Origin of the sequence: Amycolatopsis sp. NBRC 101858, from assembly GCF_030269325.1 — a bacterium.
GTDB classification, from domain to species: domain Bacteria; phylum Actinomycetota; class Actinomycetes; order Mycobacteriales; family Pseudonocardiaceae; genus Amycolatopsis; species Amycolatopsis ponsaeliensis.
On sequence record NZ_BSTD01000003.1, the window covers coordinates 886858 to 909451 of the forward strand.

The 22594-nt window shown below is 72.6% G+C and carries 20 protein-coding genes; 7 read left to right on the forward strand and 13 right to left on the reverse strand.

What is annotated here, in order from left to right; translation table 11 throughout:
* Positions 1-8 precede the first annotated feature (8 nt).
* The 7 genes from QSK39_RS27345 to nadD all read right to left on the reverse strand — a co-directional run bounded on the left by QSK39_RS27345 (position 9) and on the right by nadD (position 6531).
* Positions 9-2390 (reverse strand): ComEC/Rec2 family competence protein, encoded by a 2382-nt coding sequence (locus QSK39_RS27345; RefSeq protein WP_285480676.1) that lies wholly within the window; start codon positions 2388-2390, stop codon positions 9-11.
* Positions 2387-3106, reverse strand: coding sequence for a ComEA family DNA-binding protein (locus tag QSK39_RS27350; RefSeq protein WP_285480677.1), 720 nt, complete (start codon positions 3104-3106; stop codon positions 2387-2389). The genes QSK39_RS27345 and QSK39_RS27350 overlap by 4 nt, the downstream gene beginning before the upstream one ends.
* Before the next feature lie 195 nt (positions 3107-3301).
* Positions 3302-4159, reverse strand: coding sequence for a DegV family protein (locus tag QSK39_RS27355; protein ID WP_285480678.1), 858 nt, complete (start codon positions 4157-4159; stop codon positions 3302-3304).
* Positions 4160-4163: 4 nt separating this feature from the next.
* Positions 4164-4892 carry a diglucosylglycerate octanoyltransferase gene (gene octT / locus QSK39_RS27360; protein WP_285480679.1) on the reverse strand — a complete coding sequence of 243 codons (729 nt, stop codon included), beginning with the start codon at positions 4890-4892 and terminating at the stop codon, positions 4164-4166.
* Positions 4893-4895: 3 nt separating this feature from the next.
* On the reverse strand, positions 4896-5510 hold the full coding sequence (locus tag QSK39_RS27365; RefSeq protein ID WP_285480680.1) for a histidine phosphatase family protein: 615 nt from the start codon (positions 5508-5510) through the stop codon (positions 4896-4898).
* Positions 5507-5902, reverse strand: coding sequence for a ribosome silencing factor (gene rsfS / locus QSK39_RS27370; protein WP_285480681.1), 396 nt, complete (start codon positions 5900-5902; stop codon positions 5507-5509). Before rsfS ends, QSK39_RS27365 begins: the two co-directional genes overlap by 4 nt.
* 59 nt (positions 5903-5961) lie before the next feature.
* Entirely contained in the window at positions 5962-6531 is a 570-nt protein-coding gene (nadD, locus tag QSK39_RS27375; RefSeq protein WP_434056734.1) for a nicotinate-nucleotide adenylyltransferase, read from the reverse strand.
* 197 nt (positions 6532-6728) lie between these two features.
* On the opposite strand from nadD, the gene QSK39_RS27380 reads away from it, so the two are divergent.
* The 5 genes from QSK39_RS27380 to QSK39_RS27400 all read left to right on the forward strand — a co-directional run bounded on the left by QSK39_RS27380 (position 6729) and on the right by QSK39_RS27400 (position 12700).
* A complete protein-coding gene (locus QSK39_RS27380) occupies positions 6729-8840 on the forward strand; it encodes a RecQ family ATP-dependent DNA helicase (RefSeq protein ID WP_285480682.1) in 2112 nt (703 codons plus the stop codon).
* 99 nt (positions 8841-8939) lie between these two features.
* Positions 8940-10226 (forward strand): MFS transporter, encoded by a 1287-nt coding sequence (locus tag QSK39_RS27385; RefSeq protein WP_285480683.1) that lies wholly within the window; start codon positions 8940-8942, stop codon positions 10224-10226.
* Between the two features lie 69 nt (positions 10227-10295).
* The gene (gene argS, locus QSK39_RS27390) at positions 10296-12017 is read left to right on the forward strand and encodes an arginine--tRNA ligase (protein WP_285480684.1); all 1722 of its coding nucleotides are present in this window, start codon (positions 10296-10298) and stop codon (positions 12015-12017) included.
* Between the two features lie 12 nt (positions 12018-12029).
* Entirely contained in the window at positions 12030-12419 is a 390-nt protein-coding gene (locus QSK39_RS27395; RefSeq protein ID WP_285480685.1) for a PPOX class F420-dependent oxidoreductase, read from the forward strand.
* Positions 12416-12700, forward strand: a complete 285-nt coding sequence (locus QSK39_RS27400; RefSeq protein ID WP_285480686.1) for a putative quinol monooxygenase — start codon at positions 12416-12418, stop codon at positions 12698-12700. The genes QSK39_RS27395 and QSK39_RS27400 overlap by 4 nt, the downstream gene beginning before the upstream one ends.
* Here the strand turns inward: QSK39_RS27400 and QSK39_RS27405 are convergent.
* Positions 12670-13269 (reverse strand): TetR/AcrR family transcriptional regulator, encoded by a 600-nt coding sequence (locus QSK39_RS27405; protein WP_285480687.1) that lies wholly within the window; start codon positions 13267-13269, stop codon positions 12670-12672. The two genes, QSK39_RS27400 and QSK39_RS27405, sit on opposite strands and share 31 nt — an antisense overlap.
* 61 nt (positions 13270-13330) lie before the next feature.
* Here QSK39_RS27405 and QSK39_RS27410 point away from each other — a divergent pair, with 61 nt between their 5' ends.
* The gene (locus QSK39_RS27410; protein ID WP_285480688.1) at positions 13331-14044 is read left to right on the forward strand and encodes an SDR family oxidoreductase; all 714 of its coding nucleotides are present in this window, start codon (positions 13331-13333) and stop codon (positions 14042-14044) included.
* Positions 14045-14149: 105 nt separating this feature from the next.
* Here QSK39_RS27410 and proB read toward each other — a convergent pair whose 3' ends face one another.
* The 5 genes from proB to QSK39_RS27435 form a co-directional block, all read right to left on the reverse strand.
* Positions 14150-15259: a glutamate 5-kinase gene (gene proB, locus QSK39_RS27415; RefSeq protein WP_285480689.1), complete on the reverse strand. Its 1110-nt coding sequence runs from the start codon at positions 15257-15259 to the stop codon at positions 14150-14152.
* Positions 15256-16707, reverse strand: a complete 1452-nt coding sequence (gene obgE, locus QSK39_RS27420; RefSeq protein WP_285480690.1) for a GTPase ObgE — start codon at positions 16705-16707, stop codon at positions 15256-15258. The genes proB and obgE overlap by 4 nt, the downstream gene beginning before the upstream one ends.
* Before the next feature lie 109 nt (positions 16708-16816).
* Positions 16817-17074, reverse strand: coding sequence for a 50S ribosomal protein L27 (gene rpmA / locus QSK39_RS27425; RefSeq protein ID WP_285480691.1), 258 nt, complete (start codon positions 17072-17074; stop codon positions 16817-16819).
* Between the two features lie 41 nt (positions 17075-17115).
* Positions 17116-17430 (reverse strand): 50S ribosomal protein L21, encoded by a 315-nt coding sequence (gene rplU / locus QSK39_RS27430; protein ID WP_003067132.1) that lies wholly within the window; start codon positions 17428-17430, stop codon positions 17116-17118.
* 164 nt (positions 17431-17594) lie between these two features.
* Positions 17595-20531: a translation initiation factor IF-2 N-terminal domain-containing protein gene (locus QSK39_RS27435; protein WP_285480692.1), complete on the reverse strand. Its 2937-nt coding sequence runs from the start codon at positions 20529-20531 to the stop codon at positions 17595-17597.
* Positions 20532-21065: 534 nt separating this feature from the next.
* Here QSK39_RS27435 and QSK39_RS27440 point away from each other — a divergent pair.
* On the forward strand, positions 21066-22499 hold the full coding sequence (locus QSK39_RS27440; RefSeq protein WP_285480693.1) for a S8 family peptidase: 1434 nt from the start codon (positions 21066-21068) through the stop codon (positions 22497-22499).
* Positions 22500-22594 lie beyond the last annotated feature (95 nt).

Genomic DNA, 22594 nt, shown 5'->3' on the forward strand with positions numbered 1-22594 from the left:
CCCCGGTTTCAGCGCCGAGGCGGGCCTCGCGGCTCGCCCCGCCGCGCGACCGCCGGCCCCGCCGGGTCGCCGACCACCGCGGTGTCGCCGTCCAGGTCGGTCCGGGTGACCAGGGCGCCCAGCGCCGTCAGAGTGTCCATTGTGGACTTGTTCGGGTGCCCGTAGGTGTTGCCCGCGCCCACGCTGACCAACGCCACCCGCGGCGCCACCGCCGCGAGGAACGCCGGCAGCGAATAGCGGCTGCCGTGGTGAGGCACCTTCAACACCTCCGCCTTCAGGTTTCCGATGTCCGCCAGGAGATCCGCCTGCGCCGCCAGTTCGACGTCGCCGGTCAGGAGCACCCGGCCGGCCGCGGACTGCGCCCGCAGGACGACCGAGCTGTTGTTGATCGTCGTGCCGTCCTGCTGCCCGGCCGAGCGCTCCGGCACGTAGCGCGGGCCGAGGACGTCGAGCGACAGCCCCGGCCACGCCAGCCGCTCCCCCGGGTTCAGCTCCACCAGCGGCACGCCCCACCGGCGCGCCTCCGCGGCGACCTGCCGCCACGCCCACTCCGGCGCCCGCCCCGGGCCGACGGCGACCGCGCCGACCGCCCGGCCGTCGAAGACCGACGCCAGCCCGCCGATGTGGTCGGCGTGCAGGTGGCTCAGCACCAGCAGCGGGATCCGGTCGACCGCCAGCCGGTGCAGGCACTCGTCCACCGGCCCCGGCTCGGGCCCGGTGTCCACGACGACCGCGCGTCCCGGCTCGGCGGTCGCCAGCACGACCGCGTCGCCCTGCCCGACGTCGCACTCGACCATCGCCCAGTTCCGCGGTGGCCACGCCGGCGCGAGCACCCGGACCGGCACGAACACCAGCAGCCCGCCGACGACCAGCACCGCCATCACCAGCCGCACGCGCCGGTGCCGGGCAGCGAGCACCAGCACCACCAGCACGGCGGCGGCGAGCAGCCCGCCCGCCCAGCCGCCGGGCCACGCGACGACCGCGCCGGGAGCCCGCGCACCGTGGCGCGCCACGGTGATCAGCCACCGGGCCTCCGGGTCGGCGAGGTGCACCAGGACCTTCCCGGCGCCCGGCCACCAGGGACCGAGCACCGTCGCCAGCACGCCGAGCACCGTCGCCGGGGCGACCACGGGCGCGGCGAGGACGTTGGTCAGCACCGAAACCAGGCTCACCGTGCCCGCCATGCCCGCGAGGACCGGCGCCGTCACGACGAAGGCGGCCAGCGGGATCGCCAGTCCTTCGGCGAACCCCGGCGGGACGCCGCGACGAGCCAGCGCGGCGGCCCAGCGGGGCGCGATGAGAACCAGCCCGGCGGTGGCGAACACCGACAGCGCGAACCCGAAGTCCGTCGCCAGCGCCGGATCCGTCACCACCAGCACGCACACCGCGAACGCCAGTGCGGGCAACGCCGAGCCGCGCTTGCCCAACGCCAGAGCCAGCAACGCGACCGCCGCCATCACCCCGGCCCGCAGCACGCTCGGCTCCGGCCCGACCAGGACGAGGAACCCCGCCAGGCAGGTGCCGGCCGCCACCGCCGAGAGGCGGGGCCCGAGCCGCAGCAACCGCAGCAGGAGCAGGACCGCGCCACACACCACAGCGAGGTTTCCCCCGCTGACGGCGGTCAGATGGGTGAGCCCGGCGGTGACGAACTCCTGCTCGACCCGCGGCGACAGCCCGCTCGTGTCGCCCAGGACCAGCCCCGGCAGCAAGCCGGCCGGTTCGTCCGGCAGGACCTGGCACAGGTCGTGGAGCCCGGCACGCAGCCCGGCCGCGGTCCGCTGCCACCACGGCGCCGGCCCGAGGTCGCCCGGCGGGCCGCGTACGGACAACACCGCGACGGTCAGGTCCGATCCGCGCGGCGGCATCAGCAGGCCGCTCGCCGTCACGTCCTGGCCCGGCAGCAGCGAAACCCACTGCGCCACCGGCGCCAGCAGCAGGACGCGCCCGGACGAAGTGACCGGCCGGCCGTCGACCGACGCCGTGCGGACGTCGGCCGCCAGCACGACCGACCGGGCACCGGCCTGCTGGTCGGCGTAACCCGCACCGCGCACGGGCTTCGGTCGCTCGGCGACGACGACCCGCATCGACGCGGGGAGCCCGTCGGCCGCAGCCGCGCGGAGGTCGTCGTGCTGCGCGTCCCGGATCCGCCAGGCGACCGGCCCCGCCGCGACGAGGCCCAATACCAGCAGGGCCGCCGCCGCGCCGAGCGCCCGGGGACGGCCCCGGGCCCGCCAGAGCACCAGCCCGGCCAGCACGGCCGAGGCGAGACCGGCGGCGACGGCCGTCCACCAGCCCAGCAGCAGGCCGCCGAGTGCGGCGAGCCAGCACGCCAGCGCCGCCGGGACGAGCCGCATGTCCTGCCGGGTGTCGGTGGTGGGCAGCGAGCTCATCCGACCATCACCTGCTCGCGCAGCTTTTCGAACTTGCTTTCCCCGATGCCGCTGACATCGCGCAGTTGCTCGACCTTCGAGAAGCCGCCGTGCTCGGTGCGCCACTGGACGATCCGCTGGGCCGTCACCTCGCCGACGCCCGGCAGGGTGTCCAGCTGGTCCGCGCTCGCCGCGTTGAGGTCGACCCTGGCGCCCGCCGGAGCACCGTCGGCCACGGCGGCCGGCGCCGGGATCCCGACCGCGAGCTGTTCCCCGTCGGTCACCCGGCGGGCGAGGTTGAGCGCGCTCAGGTCCGCGCCGGGCTCGGCGCCGCCCGCGGCCCGCAGCACGTCCGCGACGCGGGCGCCCTGGACCACGGTGACGAGGCCGGGCGACCGGACGCGGCCGATCACGCTGACGACCAGACCGGCCTGCGGTGCGGCGCGGGCCGATGCTTCGCTCGCCGGTTTCGCGCTGGGCAGCGCGGGTGGTGGCTCGGGTACCGGCGGGCCGCCGAAGAGCGCGACCGAACCGAGGACGATCACCACGACCGACAGGAGGACACCGGCGAACGCCCACCGGCGACGGCCGGCACCGGCCGGGCCGCCCGGCAGCCAGCGCCGGACCAGCCGGCCGCCGGGCCCGACCGTGCTCTCGTCGGGCGAGAGCTGGTCGGCCAGCCAGGCGAGCCGGTCGTTGACGGGAGGGCCCGGATCCCGGGCGGGCTGCTCGAACACACGATCGACGTTAGGGCTCGCGGGGCGGCGTCCGACAGGGGTGCCGCCGCGTCCTGTGGACAACCGGGGTGATGTGGACGGATCCGCCCCGCCCGGGCCGGGACCGGCCGTTTCCGTCGTACCCGGGTGGCATCCTGGAGGGTTCGGCGCGCCGTCGGCCGCCCGGGTGCCCGAAGGGAACGTTCCCGCGGCGCACTAGCCGCGCGAGGGAACCGTCCGCTGCACGACCACGCCGAGCACACCGGGCCCGGTGTGGGCCCCGATCACCGCCCCCAGCTCGGAAACCACGCAGCCCGCCGAGCGCGGCACGGCCTCTTCCAGCCGGTTCGCCAGCTCGACCGCCCGCTCCGGCGAAGCGAGGTGGTGGACGGCCAGTTCGACGTCGTCGTCCCGCGCGGCCTGGGCGGCGAGCTCGACCAGCCGCGCGAGCGCCCGGTTCATGGTGCGGACCTTCTCCAGCGGCAGGATCCGGCCTTCGGACATGTGCAGCACCGGCTTCACTGCCAGCGCCGTGCCGAGCAGCGCGGCCGCCGGGCCGATCCGGCCGCCGCGGCGCAGGTGGTCGAGGGTTTCCACGACGAACAACGTCGACGAGCACCCGGCCGCAGTCACGGCCGCGGCCTCGACTTCCGCCGCCGGAGCCCCGTCCGCGGCAGCCGAAGCGGCGTGCAGCGCGGCGAACCCGAGCCCCATCGCGGTGGTGCGCGAGTCGACCACGCGGACCCGGTCCGGCCCGACCTCCTGCGCCGCCAGCACCGCCGCTTCCCAAGTGCCCGACAGCTCGCGCGACAGGTGCACCGAAACGATCGAATCGGCGCCGTCGGCGAGCGCCGCGCGGTACTCCTTCACGAACTCCGTGGGCGTCGGCCGGGACGTCGTGACGATCTTGCGCTGGCTCATCGCCTCGGCGACCGCCGCCGGGCCGGTCTCGACGCCGTCGAGGGAGACCACGCCGTCGACCAGGACGTGCAGCGGCACCACCCGGACCGCGTGCCGTTCGGCGAAGCCCTCCGGCAGGTGGGCGGTGGAATCCGTGACTACGGCGACCGACACGCCGTCAGCCTACGTGGCCGGGGGCCAGCACCGGCGCCATCAACACGGACATCGCGTCGCCCACGGAAGCGTGTCCCTGCCAGCCCCAGTGCATGCCGTCCGGGTTGCCTTCGCCGCTCAGGACGTGCTCTCCGACAACGGCTTCGAGGTCCAGCAACGGAACTCCCGCCCGCGCGCCCCAGGCCGCCATCGCGGCGGTGGCGCCGGGCCTCGCGGTGTGGACGCCCCCGTAGGCGGCCGCCCGGTGCACCGAGGGCAGCATGCTGAAGATCGGCAGATCGGGGCGCAGCACGCGCAGCGCACCCACCGCCGTGTCGAGGTACTGCACGGTGAGCTTGGCCGGCAGCACCACGGGACGGCCGCGGAACGCGACCGAAAGCCGGGGCTGCGCGGCCAGGTAAGCCTGGCGCACCACGCGACGCACCGGGTCGGGACGCAGGTACTTCAACCCCGTGCGCAGGTAGGTCGGCAACGGCGAAGGCAGCGTGTCCATGCTGCCGACCGCCAGCACGACCGCGTCGACGTGGTGCAGATCGGCCCAGACCCGCGGGTCGCCGGTCAGCGACCACCAGGCGTCCCGGGCGGTCCAGCCGATCCCGGCGACCAGGTCGGCGGTGCCGCCCAGCGCGGCGGCGGCCACGTTGGGCCACAGCCGCGGCTCGTCGGCGGCGCAGGGTCCTTCGGGACCGTGAAAGCTCAGCGAATCGCCGAACACGAGCAGGCGCGGCCCCATCGGCTAGCCGTGCATCCCCGCGTTGTAGGCCTGCAGCCGCCACTTCCCGTCGCGCGCGCCCAGCTCGACCCAGTGGCAGTTCGAGATCCCGCCGAGCGACGGCCAGACCTCCACCGGCAGGTTCAGCAGCCGCGCGGTGAGCGCGGTGATCAACCCGCCGTGCGCGGCCAGCAGCACGGTGTCGCCCACCGAGGAGTTGGCCTGCTGCAGGTCGGTGACCACTTCGCTCGCGCGGTCGGCGACGTCGAGGCGGTTCTCGCCGCCGGGGGGCGCCCACGTCGCGTCCTTGCGCCAGCGGTCGCGCTCACCCGGGTAGGCCTCGTCGACCTCCGCGCCGGTGAGCCCTTGCCAGTCGCCGAGGTGCGTCTCGCGCAGGCGCTTGTCGATCCGCAGCGGGACGCCGATCGCGTCGGTGAGCACGGTGGCCGTGTCGGTCGCGCGGCGCAGGTCGGACGCGATGACGAGGTCCGGGGAGAACCGGGCCAGTGCGGGAACCGCGAACCGGGCCTGGTTCCAGCCGCGCGGGGTCAGCGCCGAGTCGAGGTGACCCTGCATCCGCCCGGCGGCGTTGTAGTCCGTCTCGCCGTGGCGCCAGAGCACGAGCCGCCGCGGGCTCACGGGACGTCCGGGTCCTCGTCGGCGGGCTGCTCCTCGAGACCGGCCACCTCGATGCGCGGGCAGTCCTTCCACAGCCGCTCGAGGCCGTAGAACGTGCGCTCCTCGACGTGCTGGACGTGCACGACGACGTCGACGTAGTCCAGGAGGACCCAGCGGCCCTCGCGGGCGCCTTCGCGGCGGACCGGCTTGTGCCCGCTCTCCCGCAGCTTCTCCTCGACGTTGTCGACGATCGCGCCGACCAGGCGCTCGTTGGACGCGGAGGCGATGACGAAGGCGTCGGTGATGACGAGCTGCTCGGACACGTCCAGCACGACGACGTCGCTGGCCTTCTTGTCCGCCGCCGCGTGTGCGGCCGCTACGGCCAGCTCTCGTGCCTCGGACGTGGCTGCCACGGTGCTCCTTCACAGATCGGGTTCGCCCGAGAAGAGTACCCGCCGCGACCAGCGGCGCTTCAGTCGCTCTTCCGGTAGAGATCCTTCTTGGTGATGTAGCGGACCACGCCGTCGGGGACGAGGTACCAGACCGGCTCCCCGCGTTCGACGCGGTCGCGGCAGCCGGTCGACGAGATCGCCATCGCGGTGACCTCGACGAGGCTCACCTTGCCGCTGGGCAGGTGGTGCGAATTGAGCCGGTAGCCGGGCCGGGTGACGCCGATGAAGTGCGCGAAGTCGAACAGCTCGTCGGCCTTGTGCCAGGTCAGGATCTGCTCGAGCGCGTCGGCGCCGGTGATGAAGAAGAGCTGGTCCTCGGGGTACTCGGCGTGGAGGTCGCGCAGGGTGTCGACGGTGTAGGTCTGGCCGGCGCGGTCGATGTCGACGCGGCTGACCGAGAACACCGGGTTGGACGCGGTCGCGATGACCGTCATCAGGTAGCGGTCCTCGGCCTTGGTCACCTGGCGGCTGGTCTTCTGCCAGGGCTGGCCGGTGGGGACGAAGATCACTTCGTCGAGCCCGAACCGGGACTGGACCTCACTGGCCGCGACGAGGTGGCCGTGGTGCACGGGGTCGAACGTGCCGCCCATGACCCCGATCCGCCGTGGTGACATGACCCGGGAGCCTATACATCGCGCGCGCGGGACGCCGGGTGCTCTGCGCCACCTCGCCCGACCGGGCAACGGATGTGATTCAGGTCACATAACCACCCGTATTCGTCGCGAACGGTCCGTTCGCGACGCCGCCGATTCCCGGATCGTCGGTGCCATGGGGTAGACGTGGGGACGTGGACACGACCAGCACCACCCCAGCCCTCCGCGACCGCGCCGAGACCCTCCTCCGGGACCTGGCCGGTGACTCGGCGAAGCTGCGCGAAGACCAGTGGACGGCCATCGAGGCCCTCGTCGCGCAGCGGCGTCGCGCGCTGGTCGTGCAGCGCACCGGCTGGGGCAAGTCGGCGGTGTACTTCCTGGCCACGGCGCTGCTGCGGGAACAGGGCAGCGGCCCGACGGTCATCGTCTCGCCCCTGCTCGCCCTGATGCGCAACCAGATCTCGGCGGCGGCCCGCGCCGGGATCCACGCGGCCACCATGAACTCCGCGAACCCGCAGGAGTGGGAGCAGGTCCAGGCCTCGGTCGCGGCCGGCGAGGTGGACGTCCTGCTGGTCAGTCCCGAACGGCTGAACAACCCGGACTTCCGCGACAACGTCCTGCCGAAGCTGACCGCGAGCACCGGGCTGCTGGTGGTCGACGAGGCGCACTGCATCTCCGACTGGGGGCACGACTTCCGGCCGGACTACCGGCGCCTGCGCACGCTGCTGGGCGACCTGCCCGACGGCGTGCCCGTGCTGGCGACCACGGCGACGGCGAACGACCGCGTCGTCACCGACGTCGCCGAGCAGCTGGGCCTCGGCACGGGCACCGACACGCTCGTCCTGCGCGGCAGCCTCGACCGGGAGAGCCTGCGGTTGTCGGTGTGCCGGCTGCCGACGTCGCAGGCGCGGCTGGCCTGGCTCGCCGAGCACCTGGCCGAGCTGCCCGGGTCGGGGATCATCTACACGCTCACCGTGGCGGCGGCGCACGACGTCGCGTCGCTGCTGAAGGACCGCGGCTACCCGGTGGCGGCCTACACCGGCAAGACCGACCCGGCCGACCGGCAGGCCGCTGAGGACGACCTACTCGGCAACCGGGTCAAGGCGCTGGTCGCGACGTCCGCGCTGGGCATGGGGTTCGACAAGCCGGACCTCGGGTTCGTCGTGCACCTCGGCGCGCCGTCGTCGCCGATCGCGTACTACCAGCAGGTCGGCCGCGCCGGGCGTGGCGTGGAACGCGCCGAGGTCGTGCTGCTGCCCGGCGAGGAGGACAAGGCGATCTGGGCGTACTTCGGGTCGCTCGCCTTCCCGGACGAGCTGCGGGTGACCCAGGTGCTGAACACGCTCTCCTACGCCGACCGTCCCCTTTCGACGGCCGCGCTCGAGCCGTCGGTGGAGCTTTCCCGGTCGCGGCTGGAAATGGTGCTCAAGGTCCTGGACGTCGACGGCGCGGTGCGGCGCGTCAAGGGCGGCTGGACGAGCACGGGCGAGAACTGGGAGTACGACAGCGGGCGCTACAAGCGCGTCGCCGAAGCCCGCAACCGCGAGCAGGACGCGATGGTCGGCTACCTGGCGGCCGACGGCTGCCGGATGGAGTACCTGCGGCGCCAGCTCGACGACCCGGAAGCGGCGCCGTGCGGGCGGTGCGACAACTGCACCGGCCAGCACTGGGACACGACGGTGGCCGACGACGTCGCCGAAGCGACCCGGGAACGGCTGCAGCGTCCCGGCGTCGAGGTCGCGCCGCGGAAGCAGTGGCCCACCGGGATGTCCTCTTTGGACGTTCCGGTGTCCGGCCGGATCAGCGCCGACGACCAGGCCGAGCCGGGCCAGGTGCTCGGGCGGCTCACCGACGTCGGATGGGGCAACCGGCTGCGGGAACTCGTCGGGCCGCAGGCGAAGGACACCGAGGTGCCGGACTCGGTGTTCAAGGCCTGCGTCCAGGTGCTCGCCGGGTGGCAGTGGGCGGAGCGGCCGGTCGCGGTGGTGGCGGTGCCGTCGGAAACGCGGCCGCAGCTCGTGTACAGCCTCGCTACGCGGCTGGCCGAGATCGGCAAGCTGGACTTCCTCGGCGCCCTCGACGCCGAAGGGCCACCCCCGCGGCAGGCGAACAGCGCGCAGCGGCTGGCCGACCTGTGGCGGCGGATGAGCATGCCCGCCGATCTCGCCGGGGTCCTGCCGGGCGGACCGGTCCTGCTGGTGGACGACGTCATCGACACCGGCTGGACGATGACGCTGGCCACGCGCCTGCTGCGGAAGGCCGGGGCACCGGCGGTCCTGCCGTTCGCGCTGGCGAGCACCGCGTAGGAGGGAGGGAACCGGGATTCCGGACGGTGGGAACCTTTCGGACTGCGGACGTATGTGGCAAAGTCCCGTTGCACCTTCGGGGGTGACGTGGAGGCCGCCATGACCGAGTCCACCGTGCAGGCATCCCAGCGGCACCGGCTGCCGGTGCGCAAGCTGTTCGCGGCGAGCGCGGGCAATGCGCTGGAGTGGTTCGACTGGACGATCTACGCGACGTTCAGCATCTACTTCGCCAGCGCGTTCTTCCCGGCCGGGAACGACACGCTCGCGCTGATCAACACGTTCGCCACCTACGCGCTCGCGTTCTTCTTCCGCCCGCTCGGCGGCGTGCTGCTCGGGCGCTTCGCGGACACGCGCGGCCGCAAGCCCGCCATGATCCTCACCATCCTGCTGATGGCCGGCGGCTCGGTCGCGATCGGCCTGCTGCCGACGTTCTCCCAGGTCGGCTGGCTGGCGCCGATCCTGCTGCTGCTCGCCCGCGTCGCGCAGGGGCTGTCGCTCGGCGGTGAGGTGTCGAACGCGTCGGCCTACCTGGGCGAGATCGCACCGCCGGAGCGTCGCGGGCGGTACTCGGCGTTCTTCTACATCTCGACCGGGACGGCCGTGCTGATCGCGACCGTGCTCGGGTTCGTCCTGGCCCGGGCGCTGGACAAGGCGCAGCTCGCGTCGTGGGGCTGGCGGCTGCCGTTCCTGCTGGGCGGTGTCTTCGGCCTGATCGGGCTGTGGCTGCGCCGCAGCATCGCCGAGACCGAACTGTTCGAGCAGACGAAGGCCAAGGCGCGGAAGCTCGAACGGCCGCTGCTGACGACGCTGACGCACCACCCCAAGGCCGTCGGCAGGCTCGTCGGCTTCACGATGCTCTCGACCCTTTGCTACTACACGTTCTTCAGCGCGCTCACGTCCTTCGCGGTGAAGAACCGCCACGCCGACGCGGACGCCGTGTTCCTCGCGCTTTCCGTCGGCACGGCGCTGTTCATCGCCCTGCAGTACCCGATGGGCGCGCTCGCGGACCGGGTCGGGCGGAAGCCGCAGCTGCTCGTCTGGTCCGGGGTGACCGCGGTCGTCGTCGTGCCGCTGTCCACCTTGATCGGCCCGAACATCGGCGGGCTGCTCGTGGTGTTCTGCGTCGGGCTCGGGCTGTACACGGCCATGACGTCGATCGCGCCGGCCATCATGAGCGAGCTGTTCCCCACCGAACTGCGCGGGCTCGGGATCGGTGCCTGGTACAACCTGACCGTCGCGATCTTCGGCGGCACCGCGCCACTGCTCATCACCGTCTTCGGCGCGGTCTCGCAGACGCTCTACTTCTGGTACGTGGCGGCCGGCGCGGCGATCGCGTTCGCCGTCATCCTCACGCTGCCCGAAACGAAGGGCAGCGAGCTGCGGTAAACCCTTCGTCACCGGCCGGTCACGCTCGCTACGCTGCGTGCTCCGACACCGAGCCGAAGGAGGGACACCGTGCAGACCGCCGACGTTACCGAGGAGCTGGCGCGCCGCGTGGTGGCCGCCGCCGGCAAAGCACTGGACGTCGAACTGATGCCGGGGCAGGCGCTGATCCAGGCGTCGCCGCGCGAAGGCGTCGACTACCAGGGCAACCTCGCGATGAGCCTGGGCAAACGGCTCGGCCGCCCGCCGCGCGAAGTCGCGACGCTGATCGCCGGCGCGCTCGAGCTCGACGGGATCGCCGATCCGCCCGAGGTCGCCGGGCCGGGGTTCCTGAACTTCGTGCTGCGCAAGGAATGGCTGGAGTCTCGTACCGCCGCGCTGCTCGGCGATCCGCGGCTCGGCGTGCCGGAAACGACTGAACCGCGCCGGATCGCGCTCGACTACAGCAGCCCGAACGTCGCGAAGGAGATGCACGTCGGGCACCTGCGCACGACGGTGATCGGCGACGCGCTCGCGCGCCTGCTGCGGTTCGCCGGGCACGAAGTGCTGCCGCACAACCACCTCGGCGACTGGGGCACGCCGTTCGGCATGCTCATCGAGCACCTCCTCGACGTCCCGGCCGGGCACCGCGCCATCGCCGACCTCGACGCGTTCTACCGCGAAGCGCGGCAGAAGTTCGACGGCGACGACGCGTTCGCGACCCGCGCACGCGACCGCGTCGTGCAGCTGCAAAGCGGCGACGAAGAAACCCTGGCCGTCTGGCGGGAGCTCGTCGCCGAATCGACCCGGCACTTCGACGCGGTCTACGCGCTGCTCGGAATCTCGCTGACGGACCAGGACATCTACGGCGAAAGCTTCTACAACCCGTACCTCGCGACGGTGGTCGCCGACCTCGAGCAGGCCGGGCTGACCGAGCTCAGCGACGGCGCCGTCTGCGTGTTCCCCGAGGGGTTCCGCAACCGCGAAGGCGACCGGCTGCCGCTGATCGTCCGCAAGCGCGACGGCGGCTACGGGTACGCCGCGACCGACCTGGCGACCGTCCGGTACTGGACGGCCGAACGCGGCGCGACCGATCTCCTCTACGTCGTCGGGACACCGCAGGCGCAGCACTTCGCGATGGTGTTCGCCGTCTGCCGCGCCGCCGGCTGGCTGACCGGGCACGCCGAGCACATCGGCTTCGGCACGGTGCTGGGCGCGGACGGCAAGACCATGCGGACCCGCTCCGGCGACACGGTCAAGCTCGCCGACCTGCTCACCGAAGCCGTGACGCAGGCCGCGGCAGTCGTCGCCGAACGCAGTGAACTCGACGCCGCGGGGCAGGCCGAAGTCGCCCGGGCGGTCGGCATCGGCGCGGTGAAGTACGCCGACCTGTCCGGCGACCGCGAACGCGACTACGTCTTCGCCTGGGACCGGATGCTCGCCAAGGAGGGCAACACGTCCGTGTACCTCCAGTACGCGCACGCGCGGACGCAGTCCATCCTGCGGAAGGCGGACGGCGTACCCGGCGGTACGGAAATCGCTCTGGAAGCACCGGCGGAACGGGCGCTGGCGCTGAAGCTGCTCAGGTTCGGCGAAGCGCTGAAGGCCGCGACGGACGGTTACGCGCCGCACAAGCTCTGCACGTTCCTGTACGAGACGGCGGTCGCGTTTTCCCGGTTCTTCGAGGAATGTCCGGTCCTGAAGGCGTCTTCGCCGTCACTGCGCGCGTCCCGGCTGAGGTTGACTACGCTGACGTCGCACACGCTCGCGCTCGGGCTCTCGTTGCTCGGCATCGAAGCGCCCGACCAGCTCTAGCGGGAGACCACTGTGGAACTGCCCGGCGATCTGCTCGCCCTGCTGCGCGAGCCCAGCCTCTGCTTCCTGTCGACCTTGATGCCCGACGGCTCTCCGCAGCTCACCCAGACCTGGGTGGACACCGACGGGACGCACATCCTCGTCAACACCGTGCTGGGTCACCAGAAGCAGCGCAACATCGAGCGCGACCCGCGGGTGGCGCTCAACGTCGCCGACCGCGAACGGCCGTCGCGCTACTACGCGATCCGAGGACAGGTCATCGACACGACCGAGGACGGCGCCGTCGAGCACATCGAGCAGCTCTCGCAGCGTTACCTCGGTGGGCCGTACCCGTGGTGGGGTGGCCGGGACCAGACACGGCTGCTGCTCACGATCAAGCCGGACCGGATCAACCCGACATGATCATCATCGCCGGCTGGCTCGCCGTCGCTCCCGAAAGCCGCGATGCCTACCTCGACGACTGTCGCGAGGCTGTGCGGCTGGCGCGGGAAGCTCCCGGCTGCCTCGAATACTCGCTGGGTGCCGACCTGCTCGACCCCGGCCGGATCACCGTGTACGAGCGCTGGGAGTCCGATGAGGACCTGGAGCGCTTCCGCGGGTCCGGGCCGTCGGAGGAGCAGGCCGTGCAGATCCTCGACGCGTCGGTGGCGCGCTACCGGATTTCGGCGGTCGAAGCCCCGTGATCGGCCAGTAGCGCCACCAGTTCACCGGCCAGGCCTCGGCCGATCGGCTCCCGCGTCGCGAGGAGCCGGTACCAGAGCGTGCCGAACACGACGTCGATCACCGTGCCGGAGTCGACTCCTCCGGGCAGTTCGCCGCGCTCGCGGGCGCGGTCGACGATGACGCCGAGCGCTTCGCGGCGACGGTTGAGGAAGTCTTCGCGGAACCGCTTGCCGAACTCCGGGTCGATCTGCGCCTGCGCCATCAGCGCGCGCAAGGTGTCCGCCACCTGGGCTTTCTCGCCCAATTCGAACGTGCTGCCCAGGAAGCCGGCGAGGTCGGCGCGGAACGTCCCCTCGTCGGGGATCGGCACGTAGAGGTCCGCTTTCGTCGCGAGCGCGTCGAGGAGGACGTCGGCCTTCGACGGCCACCAGCGGTAGATCGTCTGCTTGCCGACGCCGGAGCGCGCGGCGATGCCCTCGACGGTCAGCGTGCCGTAGCCCGCCTCCGCGACCAGGTCGAGCGTGGCGGCGAGGATCGCCAGCCGGCTCTGTTCGCTGCGCTTGCGGCCGGGACGGGACTGGTCGGTCATGGGATCCGATGGTAGCGTCTATTTCGAAACGAGACGTACCGGTTCGAAATGGGGAACGAGCATGAGCATCGCACTTGTCGCCGGCGGCACCTCGGGCATCGGCCTGGCGACCGCGCGGCGGCTGAGCGAGCGGGGTTACGACGTCCACGTCACCGGGCGCGGCAAGGAGCGCCTCGACGACGTCGCGGTCAGCGACCCGTCTTTGACGGGGCACCAGGCCGACGGCGGGGACGCGGCGGCGATGACGGCGCTGGCATCGTCGCTGGGGACGGTCGACGTGCTGGTGGTGAGCCTGTCCGGCGCCGAAGGGATGGGGCCGATCGCGTCGCTGGACCTCGAGGTGCTGCGCCGCGCCTTCGACGCGAAGTTCTGGGCGCACCTGACCACGATCCAGGCGGTGCTGCCGCACCTGGCCGCGGACGGGTCGATCACGCTGCTGGGCGCGATCAGCGCGCACGCGGCCATGCCGGGGACGGCGGGCATCGGCGCGCTCAACGCGGCGGTGGAGGCGCTGGTCAAGCCGCTCGCGGTCGAGCTGGCGCCGCGGCGGGTGAACGCGGTTTCGCCGGGGGTCGTGGACACGGCGTGGTGGAGCGGCTTCCCGGCGGAGATGCGGGAAGGGTTCTTCGCGCAGACGGCGGCTTCGATCCCGTCCCGCCGCGTGGCGACGGCGGACGACGTCGCCGAGGTGGTGGCGCTGGCGGCGACGAACCGCAACCTGAGCGGCACGGTCCTGGAAGCCGACGGCGGTGCCCGATTGGTCTCGGTGGGGTGACATCCGACGTGATCAGAGGGGCATCACGTGTGATTGGAGAGGCATCACGTGTGATTGAAGGGGCGACACGGTGATGCCCTTTGGATCACGCGAGTCCGCGGAGCGCTAGCGGCGGAGGGGGACCAGGTCGTCGGCGTGGACCACCTCGCGGCGTTGCTCCGGCGGGAGCTCGGGGGTTGATCGGCCGATCAGGTCCGGGAGCTCGGTCGCGTCGAACGCCACCACTCCGCGGGCCACCGGGCGGTCCTTCGCGTCCACCAGATCGACCACGTCGCCCGCCTGGAACTCGCCCTCCACGCCCGTGATCCCGGCCGCCAGCAGCGACCTGCGGCGGCGGACCACCGCCGTCACCGCGCCGTCGTCCAGGCGGAGCTTGCCCGTCGTGTCCGCCGCGTAGCCCAGCCAGAAGCGGCGGGCCGACAGGCGCGTGTCCGCCGGGGCGAACGCCGTTCCCGGGGACGCCGTCGTCAGGGCCGCGGCGGCCTCCGACGCCGCCGCCAGCAGGACCGGGATGCCCGCGCCCGCCGCCGTGCGGGCCGCCGCCAGCTTCGAGACCATGCCGCCCGTGCCGAGGCCGGAGCTGGACATGCCGACCGAGATTCCGTCCACATCGGACTCCGAGAGGACCTCGGTGAGCTTGCGGGTGGCGCCGTCGCGGGGGTCGCCGTCGTAGAGACCGTCCACATCGGACAGCAGGACCAGCGCGTCCGCGCCGATCAGGTGGGCCACCAGGGCCGCCAGGCGGTCGTTGTCGCCGAAGCGGATCTCTTCCGTGGCCACCGTGTCGTTCTCGTTGACCACCGGGACCGCGCCGAGCGCCAGCAGCCGCGAGAACGTCCGCTGCGCGTTGCGGTAGTGCGACCGCCGGACGACGTCGTCGGACGTCAGCAGGACCTGGCCGACCGTCAGCGAAAACCGGCCGAACGACTCCGCGTACGCGTGCGCCAGAGCCAGCTGGCCGACGCTCGCCGCCGCCTGCTGGGTCGCGAGGTCACGGGGACGCTTGCCGAGCGAGAGCGGGGCCAGCCCGGCCCCGATCGCACCCGACGACACGAGGACGATCTGCGCGTCCCGGGAGACGCGCTCCGCGATCGCGTCGACCAGCGCGTCCAGCCGGGCCACGTCGAGCCCGCTGCCCGCCGTGGTCAGCGCCGACGAACCGACCTTGACCACCAGCCGCCGGGCGGCCGCGATGGCTTCCCGCGTGCCGCTCATTCGTCGAGGTCCAGCTCGTCCTCACCCGAACCGTCGCGCCGGATCCGGCGGGCTTCCTTGCGCTCGGCCGCACCGACGCGGTCGTGGTTCTCGAGGCGGACGTCCGTGCCGCGCCCGGACAGGTGCATCGCGACGCTCGGCGTCGACGGCTCCCACTCGAACTGGACGTCGCCGACCGTGACCGGGCTGCCCGGCCGCGCGCCGAGCTTCGCCAGCTTGTCCTCGACGCCGAGGCGGTTGAGCCGGTCGCCCAGGTAGCCGACGGCCTCGTCGTTGCCGAAGTCGGTCTGGCGGATCCACCGCTCCGGGCGGACGCCGCGCACGATGAACGCGCCCTCTTCCTCGGGGTCGGCCTCGACGGTGAACCCGCTGTCGTCGACGGCGAGCGGCCGCAGGACGATCTTCTCCGGCTCCAGCACCGGCTGCATCTCGCGGTACTGCTCGACCACCTTGGCGAGCGCGAAGGTCAGCTCCCGCAGACCCTTGCGCGACGCCGTGGAAACCTCGAACACCTGCAGGCCGCGGGCTTCGAACTCCGGCCGGACGAACTCGGCGAGCTCGGCGGCCTCCGGGACGTCGATCTTGTTGAGCACGACCACGCGCGGGCGCTCCTCGAGCTTCCCGCCGAGGCCCGGGGTGTACTTGGCGAGCTCCTCTTCCAGAGCGTCCACATCGGACACCGGGTCGCGGCCGGGCTCGAGGGTCGCGCAGTCGACGACGTGCACCAGCACCGCGCAGCGCTCGATGTGGCGGAGGAAGTCCAGGCCCAGGCCCTTGCCCTCGGACGCCCCGGGGATCAGGCCCGGCACATCGGCCATCGTGAACACCGTCTCGCCGCCGGTGATGACGCCGAGGTTCGGCACCAGTGTGGTGAACGGGTAGTCGGCGATCTTCGGCTTGGCCGCGGACAGCACCGAGATCAGCGACGACTTGCCGGCGGACGGGAAGCCCAGCAGGCCGACGTCGGCGACCGAACGCAGCTCCAGCACGAGGTTGCGGGTCTCGCCCGGCTCGCCCAGCAGCGCGAACCCGGGGGCCTTGCGCGCCTTCGACGACAGCGCCGCGTTGCCGAGGCCACCGCGGCCGCCCTGCGCCGCGACGAACGTGGTGCCCGGGCCGATGAGGTCGGCGACCAGCTCGCCGTCTTCGGTGAAGACGACGGTGCCCGACGGGACCTTCATCACCAGGGTCTCCCCCGCCGCGCCCGCGCGGTTACCGCCCTGGCCCATCTTGCCGCTGCCCGCCTTGGCGTGCGGGCGGAAGTGGAAGTCGAGCAGGGTGTGCACGTTCGGGTCGACGACCAGCAGGACGTCGCCGCCGTTGCCGCCGTTGCCGCCGTCCGGGCCGCCGAGGGGCTTGAACTTCTCGCGGTGCACCGAGGCGCAGCCGTTGCCCCCGTCGCCGGCGGTCAGGTGGATGACCGCTCGGTCCACGAACCGGGACGCCATGACTTGCCTCTATTCACTCGCGAAAAAGAACCCGTACAAAACAAACGAGGGGTGGCACCGGATATTCCGGCCCCACCCCTCGTCAGAGGTCTAACTCGAAGCCGTGGACTCAGGCTTCGGACGGCACGATGTTGACCGTCTTGCGGCCACGCTTCTCGCCGAACTGGACCGCACCGGTGGCCAGCGCGAACAGCGTGTCGTCGCCGCCACGGCCGACGTTCACGCCGGGGTGGAACTTGGTGCCGCGCTGGCGGATCAGGATCTCGCCGGCGTTGACCTGCTGGCCGCCGAAGCGCTTGACGCCGAGGCGCTGCGCGTTCGAATCGCGACCGTTGCGGGAGCTGGACGCACCCTTCTTGTGAGCCATGGCTCAGCCCTCTTTCTGAAAAAGCAGATCCGGAGAAGTTCTTACAGGGAGATGGCGGTGACCTCGACGCGGGTCAGCTTCTGCCGGTGACCCTGACGCTTGTGGTAGCCCGTCTTGTTCTTGAACTTGTGGATCCGGATCTTCGGACCCTTGGTCTGCTCGACGACCTTGCCGGTGACCGAGACCTTCGCCAGCGCGTCGGCGTCCGTGGTGACATCGCCACCGTCGACGTACAAAACGGCGGGGAGAATGTGCTCGGTGCCCGGCTCGCCCTCGAGCTTCTCGACCTCGACCACGTCGCCGACGGCAACCTTGTACTGCTTGCCGCCGGTCTTGACGATCGCGTACGCCGACACGGAAGTCTCCTGCATTACTCGACAATGGGTGGGGGCTTGCGCAACCGGCCCACCTGGTGGAACGGGTGGTCCAGGACTCGCGCAGGCGACCTGCTCTGGTGGCAGGCCGTACTACAGGTTACGTGGGGTGCCCCGGTGCGTTACCACCGGGGTCCCCTAGTCGTTCACTGGCTCTGGTCGGACGCGTGCACCGGCGGACCCGCCGGACGCGACGCGGCCCGGCGCGACCGGCGCCGGGTGGGACGCGTGGCCGGTTCGGGCACGCTGACGTCGGGCTCCGAAGACTCCACAGGCTCCACAGCCGCCGCAACCGGCTCTTCCGCCGGCTCCGGCGCCGAGGTCCGCTCGACCGCCGGCTCCTCCTGCGGCACCGGGGTCTCGTCCGCCTCGGTGGTCACCGGGACGTCCGCGACCTCGGTGGCCGGCTCCGTGACGGCCTCCTGACGCGTCTCTTCGGCAGCCTCGGCGGCCTCGGCCGTGTCGGTCACCTCCGGGACGTGCCCGTTGCCGTTCAGCACGCCGTGGTCGTGGTCCTTGGCCACCTTCGAGGCGTTGGCCATGGCCGCCACCGCCGAGGCGACCGACGCGCGCTGCTCCGGCGGCGGGACCGCGTGGACCTCGGCCTTGGCGGCCTCGGCCTGCTCCTTGGCGGCCTCTTCGCCCTTGCCGCGGCCCCGCGACCGGCGGGAGCTCTTCTCCCCGCCGCCGCCGTTGCCGCCGCCGTTCCCGCCGCCATTGCCGTTGCCGCCGTGGGAGTGCGCGCCGCCGCCCGTGCGCTGCACCTCGGTCGAGACGAGCACGCCCCGGCCCTTACAGTGCTCGCACGGCGTCGAGAACGCCTCCAGCAGGCCCGTGCCGATCTTCTTGCGGGTCATCTGCACCAGGCCGAGCGAGGTGACCTCGGCGACCTGGTGGCGCGTGCGGTCGCGGCCGAGGCACTCGGTCAGGCGGCGCAGCACCAGCTCGCGGTTGGACTCGAGCACCATGTCGATGAAGTCGATCACGATGATGCCGCCGATGTCCCGCAGCCGGAGCTGGCGGACGATCTCCTCCGCCGACTCCAGGTTGTTGCGGGTCACCGTCTCCTCGAGGTTGCCACCCGAACCGGTGAACTTGCCGGTGTTGACGTCGATGACCGTCATCGCCTCGGTGCGGTCGATGACCAGGTAACCGCCCGACGGCAGCCAGACCTTGCGGTCGAGCGCCTTGGTGATCTGCTCGTCGATCCGGTGGTCGGAGAACGCGTCGCCGGTGCCGGTGTAGCGCTTGAGGCGCTCGGTGAGCTCCGGCGCGACGTGGCTGACGTAGCCGTTGATGGTCTCCCACGAGCGGTTGCCCTGGATCTCCAGCTTGGCGAAGTCCTCGGTGAAGAGGTCACGCACGACCTTGACCAGCAGGTCGGGCTCCTCGTAGAGCATGGTCGGCGCGCCGCCCTTCTTGCCGGAACCGGCGGCGGCCTTCTCCTTGATGACGTCCCACTGCGCCTTCAGGCGGTCGACGTCGCGGCCCAGCTCCTCCTCGCCGATGCCCTCGGAGGCGGTGCGGATGATGACGCCCGCGTCCTCCGGGACGATCCGCTTGAGGATGTCCTTGAGCCGGCGGCGCTCGTTCTCCGGCAGCTTGCGGGAGATGCCGGTGGCACCGCCCGCGGGGACGTACACCAGGAAGCGGCCGGGCAGCGAGATCTGCGTGGTCAGCCGGGCGCCCTTGTGCCCGACCGGGTCCTTGGTGACCTGGACCAGCACGGAGTCGCCGGTGGAGAGCGCCTGCTCGATCTTGCGGGCCTTGCCCTCGAGACCGGCGGCGTCCCAGTCGACCTCGCCGGCGTAGAGCACGGCGTTGCGGCCGCGGCCGATGTCGATGAACGCGGCTTCCATGCTCGGCAGCACGTTCTGGACGCGGCCGAGGTAGACGTTGCCGACGATCGAGCCGGAGCCCGACTGCGTCACGAAGTGCTCGACCAGCACGCCGTCCTCGAGGACGCCGATCTGCGTCGAATCGCCCTTCTCGGCGACGACCATCGTGCGCTCGACCGACTCCCGGCGGGCCAGGAACTCGGCCTCGGACAGGATCGGGGCACGGCGGCGGCCCGCCTCGCGGCCGTCACGGCGGCGCTGGCGCTTGGCTTCCAGCCGCGTCGAGCCGCGGACGCTGCGCACCTCGTCGCGCGCCGGGCGTTCGCGCTCGGCCTGCTCGGCCTTGGCCTGGCGGACGTGGGTGACGGTGTTGGGCGGGTCGTCGGTGGTCTCGGCGTCGTCGCCGTCCGAGCCCTTGCGGCGACGACGGCGGCGACGGCGCCTGCTGCCGCCCTCGCCCTCGTCGCTGTCGCTGTCGTTGTCCGAGTCCGAAGACGACTCGGCGGTCTCTTCGCTCTCCTCGGTGTCCGCTTCGGCCTTTTCGTCCCCGTTGCGGCCCTTGCGGCGCGGCTCCTCGGGCTTCTCGTCCTCGTTGTCGCCGGCCTCGTCACTGCCGTCGGCGCCCTTGCCGCGGCCACGGCCGCGACGGCCCCGGCGGCGACGGCGGCGGCTGCCGGCGTCGTCACCGTCGTCGTCGGTGTCGAGGGCCGAGGTGGTGTCTTCGGTCTCGTCCTCGGCGGCCTCGGGCTCGGGCCGCGGTTCGGGCCGCGACTGCGGCCGGGCTTCCGGCTCCGCGAACGGGTCGGCCGGCTTGCGGGCCGGCTTGGCGGTGGGCTCCGGCGGCAGGAAGACCGGCGACGGCGCGGCGAACACCGGCAGGTGCGCGCGGGTCTTCTGCCGCGGACGCGGCTTCTCGGCCTCGGCGACCGGCACCTCGGGCACCGCGGGGCGGGCCTGCTCCACCGGCGCCGGGGCCGGGGCCTGCTCGACGGGTGCTTCACCGGCGTCGGCCGGCTCGAAGGTCTCGGCGACCTTGAGCGCGACGTCCCTGGTCACGCTCGACTGCGCGCTGCGCACGCTTTCGCCCAGCTCGGCGAGCTTGGCGAGGACGTCCCGGCTGTTCTTCTCCAGCAGCTTGGCCAGCGCGTGCACCCGGATCCGGGCAGGCAGGTCGGCCAGTGGACCGCTCGCGGGTGCGGCGGGATTCCCGCCGGTCTGCTCGGCGGGTGTTTCCGCGTTCGACATATGTCTCCTCCGCCCCCGGGCGCGTCTGCCGATGCTCACCGGCAGGGACGCGGCCGCGCAGGGGCCCCTTTCTGTTCGTTCCGCCGTGGTGGTCACCAGCGACGGGAATCCTGGCCCGACGACCGGGCGCCGCACCACCGCCTCGATGGCGCAACCCGGTCAAAGGTCTGCTCGGCGGCGTGCGTTGGGACTCGCGGCACCCGGGCCGCCCGCCACGTCGTCCAGCCGCCCGGCGCGCGGGCGGCGACGCGCGTCGCGGGAGTTCGCGCACATCACCGGGCCTCAACGCCGCAGGCAGCACCTCTCACGTGCGCCCCGCGGCCCAGTGGCCACCCCGAGTATCCCACACCGGGTGACTGCTCCGTCGTACTCGGTACCTCCGCCCACGCCGCCGGGCGCGCCGCGGCCCCCACCGGCCGGGGGAACTTGGCCGTAGCGCTTGTCCGCCGGGCACGGGGTGGCTACCGTGCGGCTCGGGGTGACCGGGATCTCGCGCGCCGGCACCCGCGGTTCCTGCATCCGGTGGGAGGTCCGGTGTCCCTGCTGGCGCGGCCCCTGCGGGCGGCCGTGTGCACCGTACTGGTGCTTTCGGGATGCGTCACCGCCGGTCCGGCGGCGGCCGACGAGCCGTCCTGCGGCCACGGCCGGAACCTGCGTTACGTCGTCACCTTCGACCGCGGCACGCCCGAGTCCACCGCTCGCGCGCAGGTCACCGGTGCGTGCGGGGCCACTACCGTCTACTACCCGCAGATCGCCGTCGCCGTCGCCACCTCGGGCGATCCTTCGTTCGGCACGCGGGTCGGGCTCGACCGGGCGTTCAGCGCCCAGGCCGAGCGGCTGGCCGCGCAGCGCGCCACCGAGGTCAAGCCGCAGCCGGCGCGGGCGACCCTGCCCGTCACCGACCCGGCTCGCGTCCCCACCGCGGACCTGAGCGACCGGCAGTGGGACATGCGGATGATCAACGCGGGTCACGCGCCGGGCGTGTCCGATGTTTCGACCGGCAGCCGGGACGTCGTCGTCGGCGTCCTCGACTCGGGGATCGACCCGGACCACCCCGATCTCAGCGGCGCCCTGGACCGTGACGACTCCGCAGGCTGCCTGACCGGCGCCCCCGACCGGTCGCCGTCGGCCTGGGCGCCGACGACGTCGGTACACGGCACGCACGTGGCCGGGATCATCGCGGCGGCCGACGACGGCCACGGCGTGACGGGTGTGGCGCCCGGGGTCAGGGTGGCGTCGGTGAAGGTGATCGACGACCGCGGCTACGCCGACCCAGAGGCCGCGGTGTGCGGGCTGATGTGGGCGGCGTCCCGGCACATGCGGCTGACGAACAGCAGCTTCTTCGTGAACCCGTGGACGCTGTCGTGCATCCGCGGCGACGACCGCGGGGTGGTGCACGAGGCACTGGCGCGCGCGGTGGAGTACAGCACGTCGGCGGGCACGCTGAACGTCGCGGCGGCGACCAACGAGGCCGTCGACCTGACGCCGTCGGCGCGGTCCGGCTCACCCGGGGCGGGTTCGGGGTGCGAAGCGCTGCCGGCCGCGCTGCGGGACGTCGTCGCGGTGTCGGCCGTCGGCTCGGACCGGGTGAAGGCGGGCTACAGCTCGTACGGGCTGGGCGTGATCGACGTCACCGCGCCCGGCGGGGAGGCCGGCGAGTGCGTGCTTTCGACGGTGCCGGGCGGGTACGCGCCGCTGTGCGGGACGTCGATGGCCGCGCCGCACGTCACCGGGGTGCTGGCGCTGCTGGCGTCCGTGCACCCGGACGCCGGGCCGCGGCAGCTGCGGCGGACGCTGGACAACCAGGCGATGCCGATGCCGTGCCCGGCCGACTACGACCTCACCGGCGACGGCACCCAGGACGCCTACTGCGCGGGGTACGAGGGGTTCAACGGCTTCTACGGGCACGGGATGGTGGACGCGCTGGCCGCCGTCGCACCCCGGGGACGGCCCGACCCGGCCCGCTGAGCCTGACCGGCTCGTGTGCGGAGCCGGAACTCGCGTGATCGGGCGGGCATCTCGCGTGCCTGAAGGGGCATCTCGCGTACCTGGAGGGTCGGGTC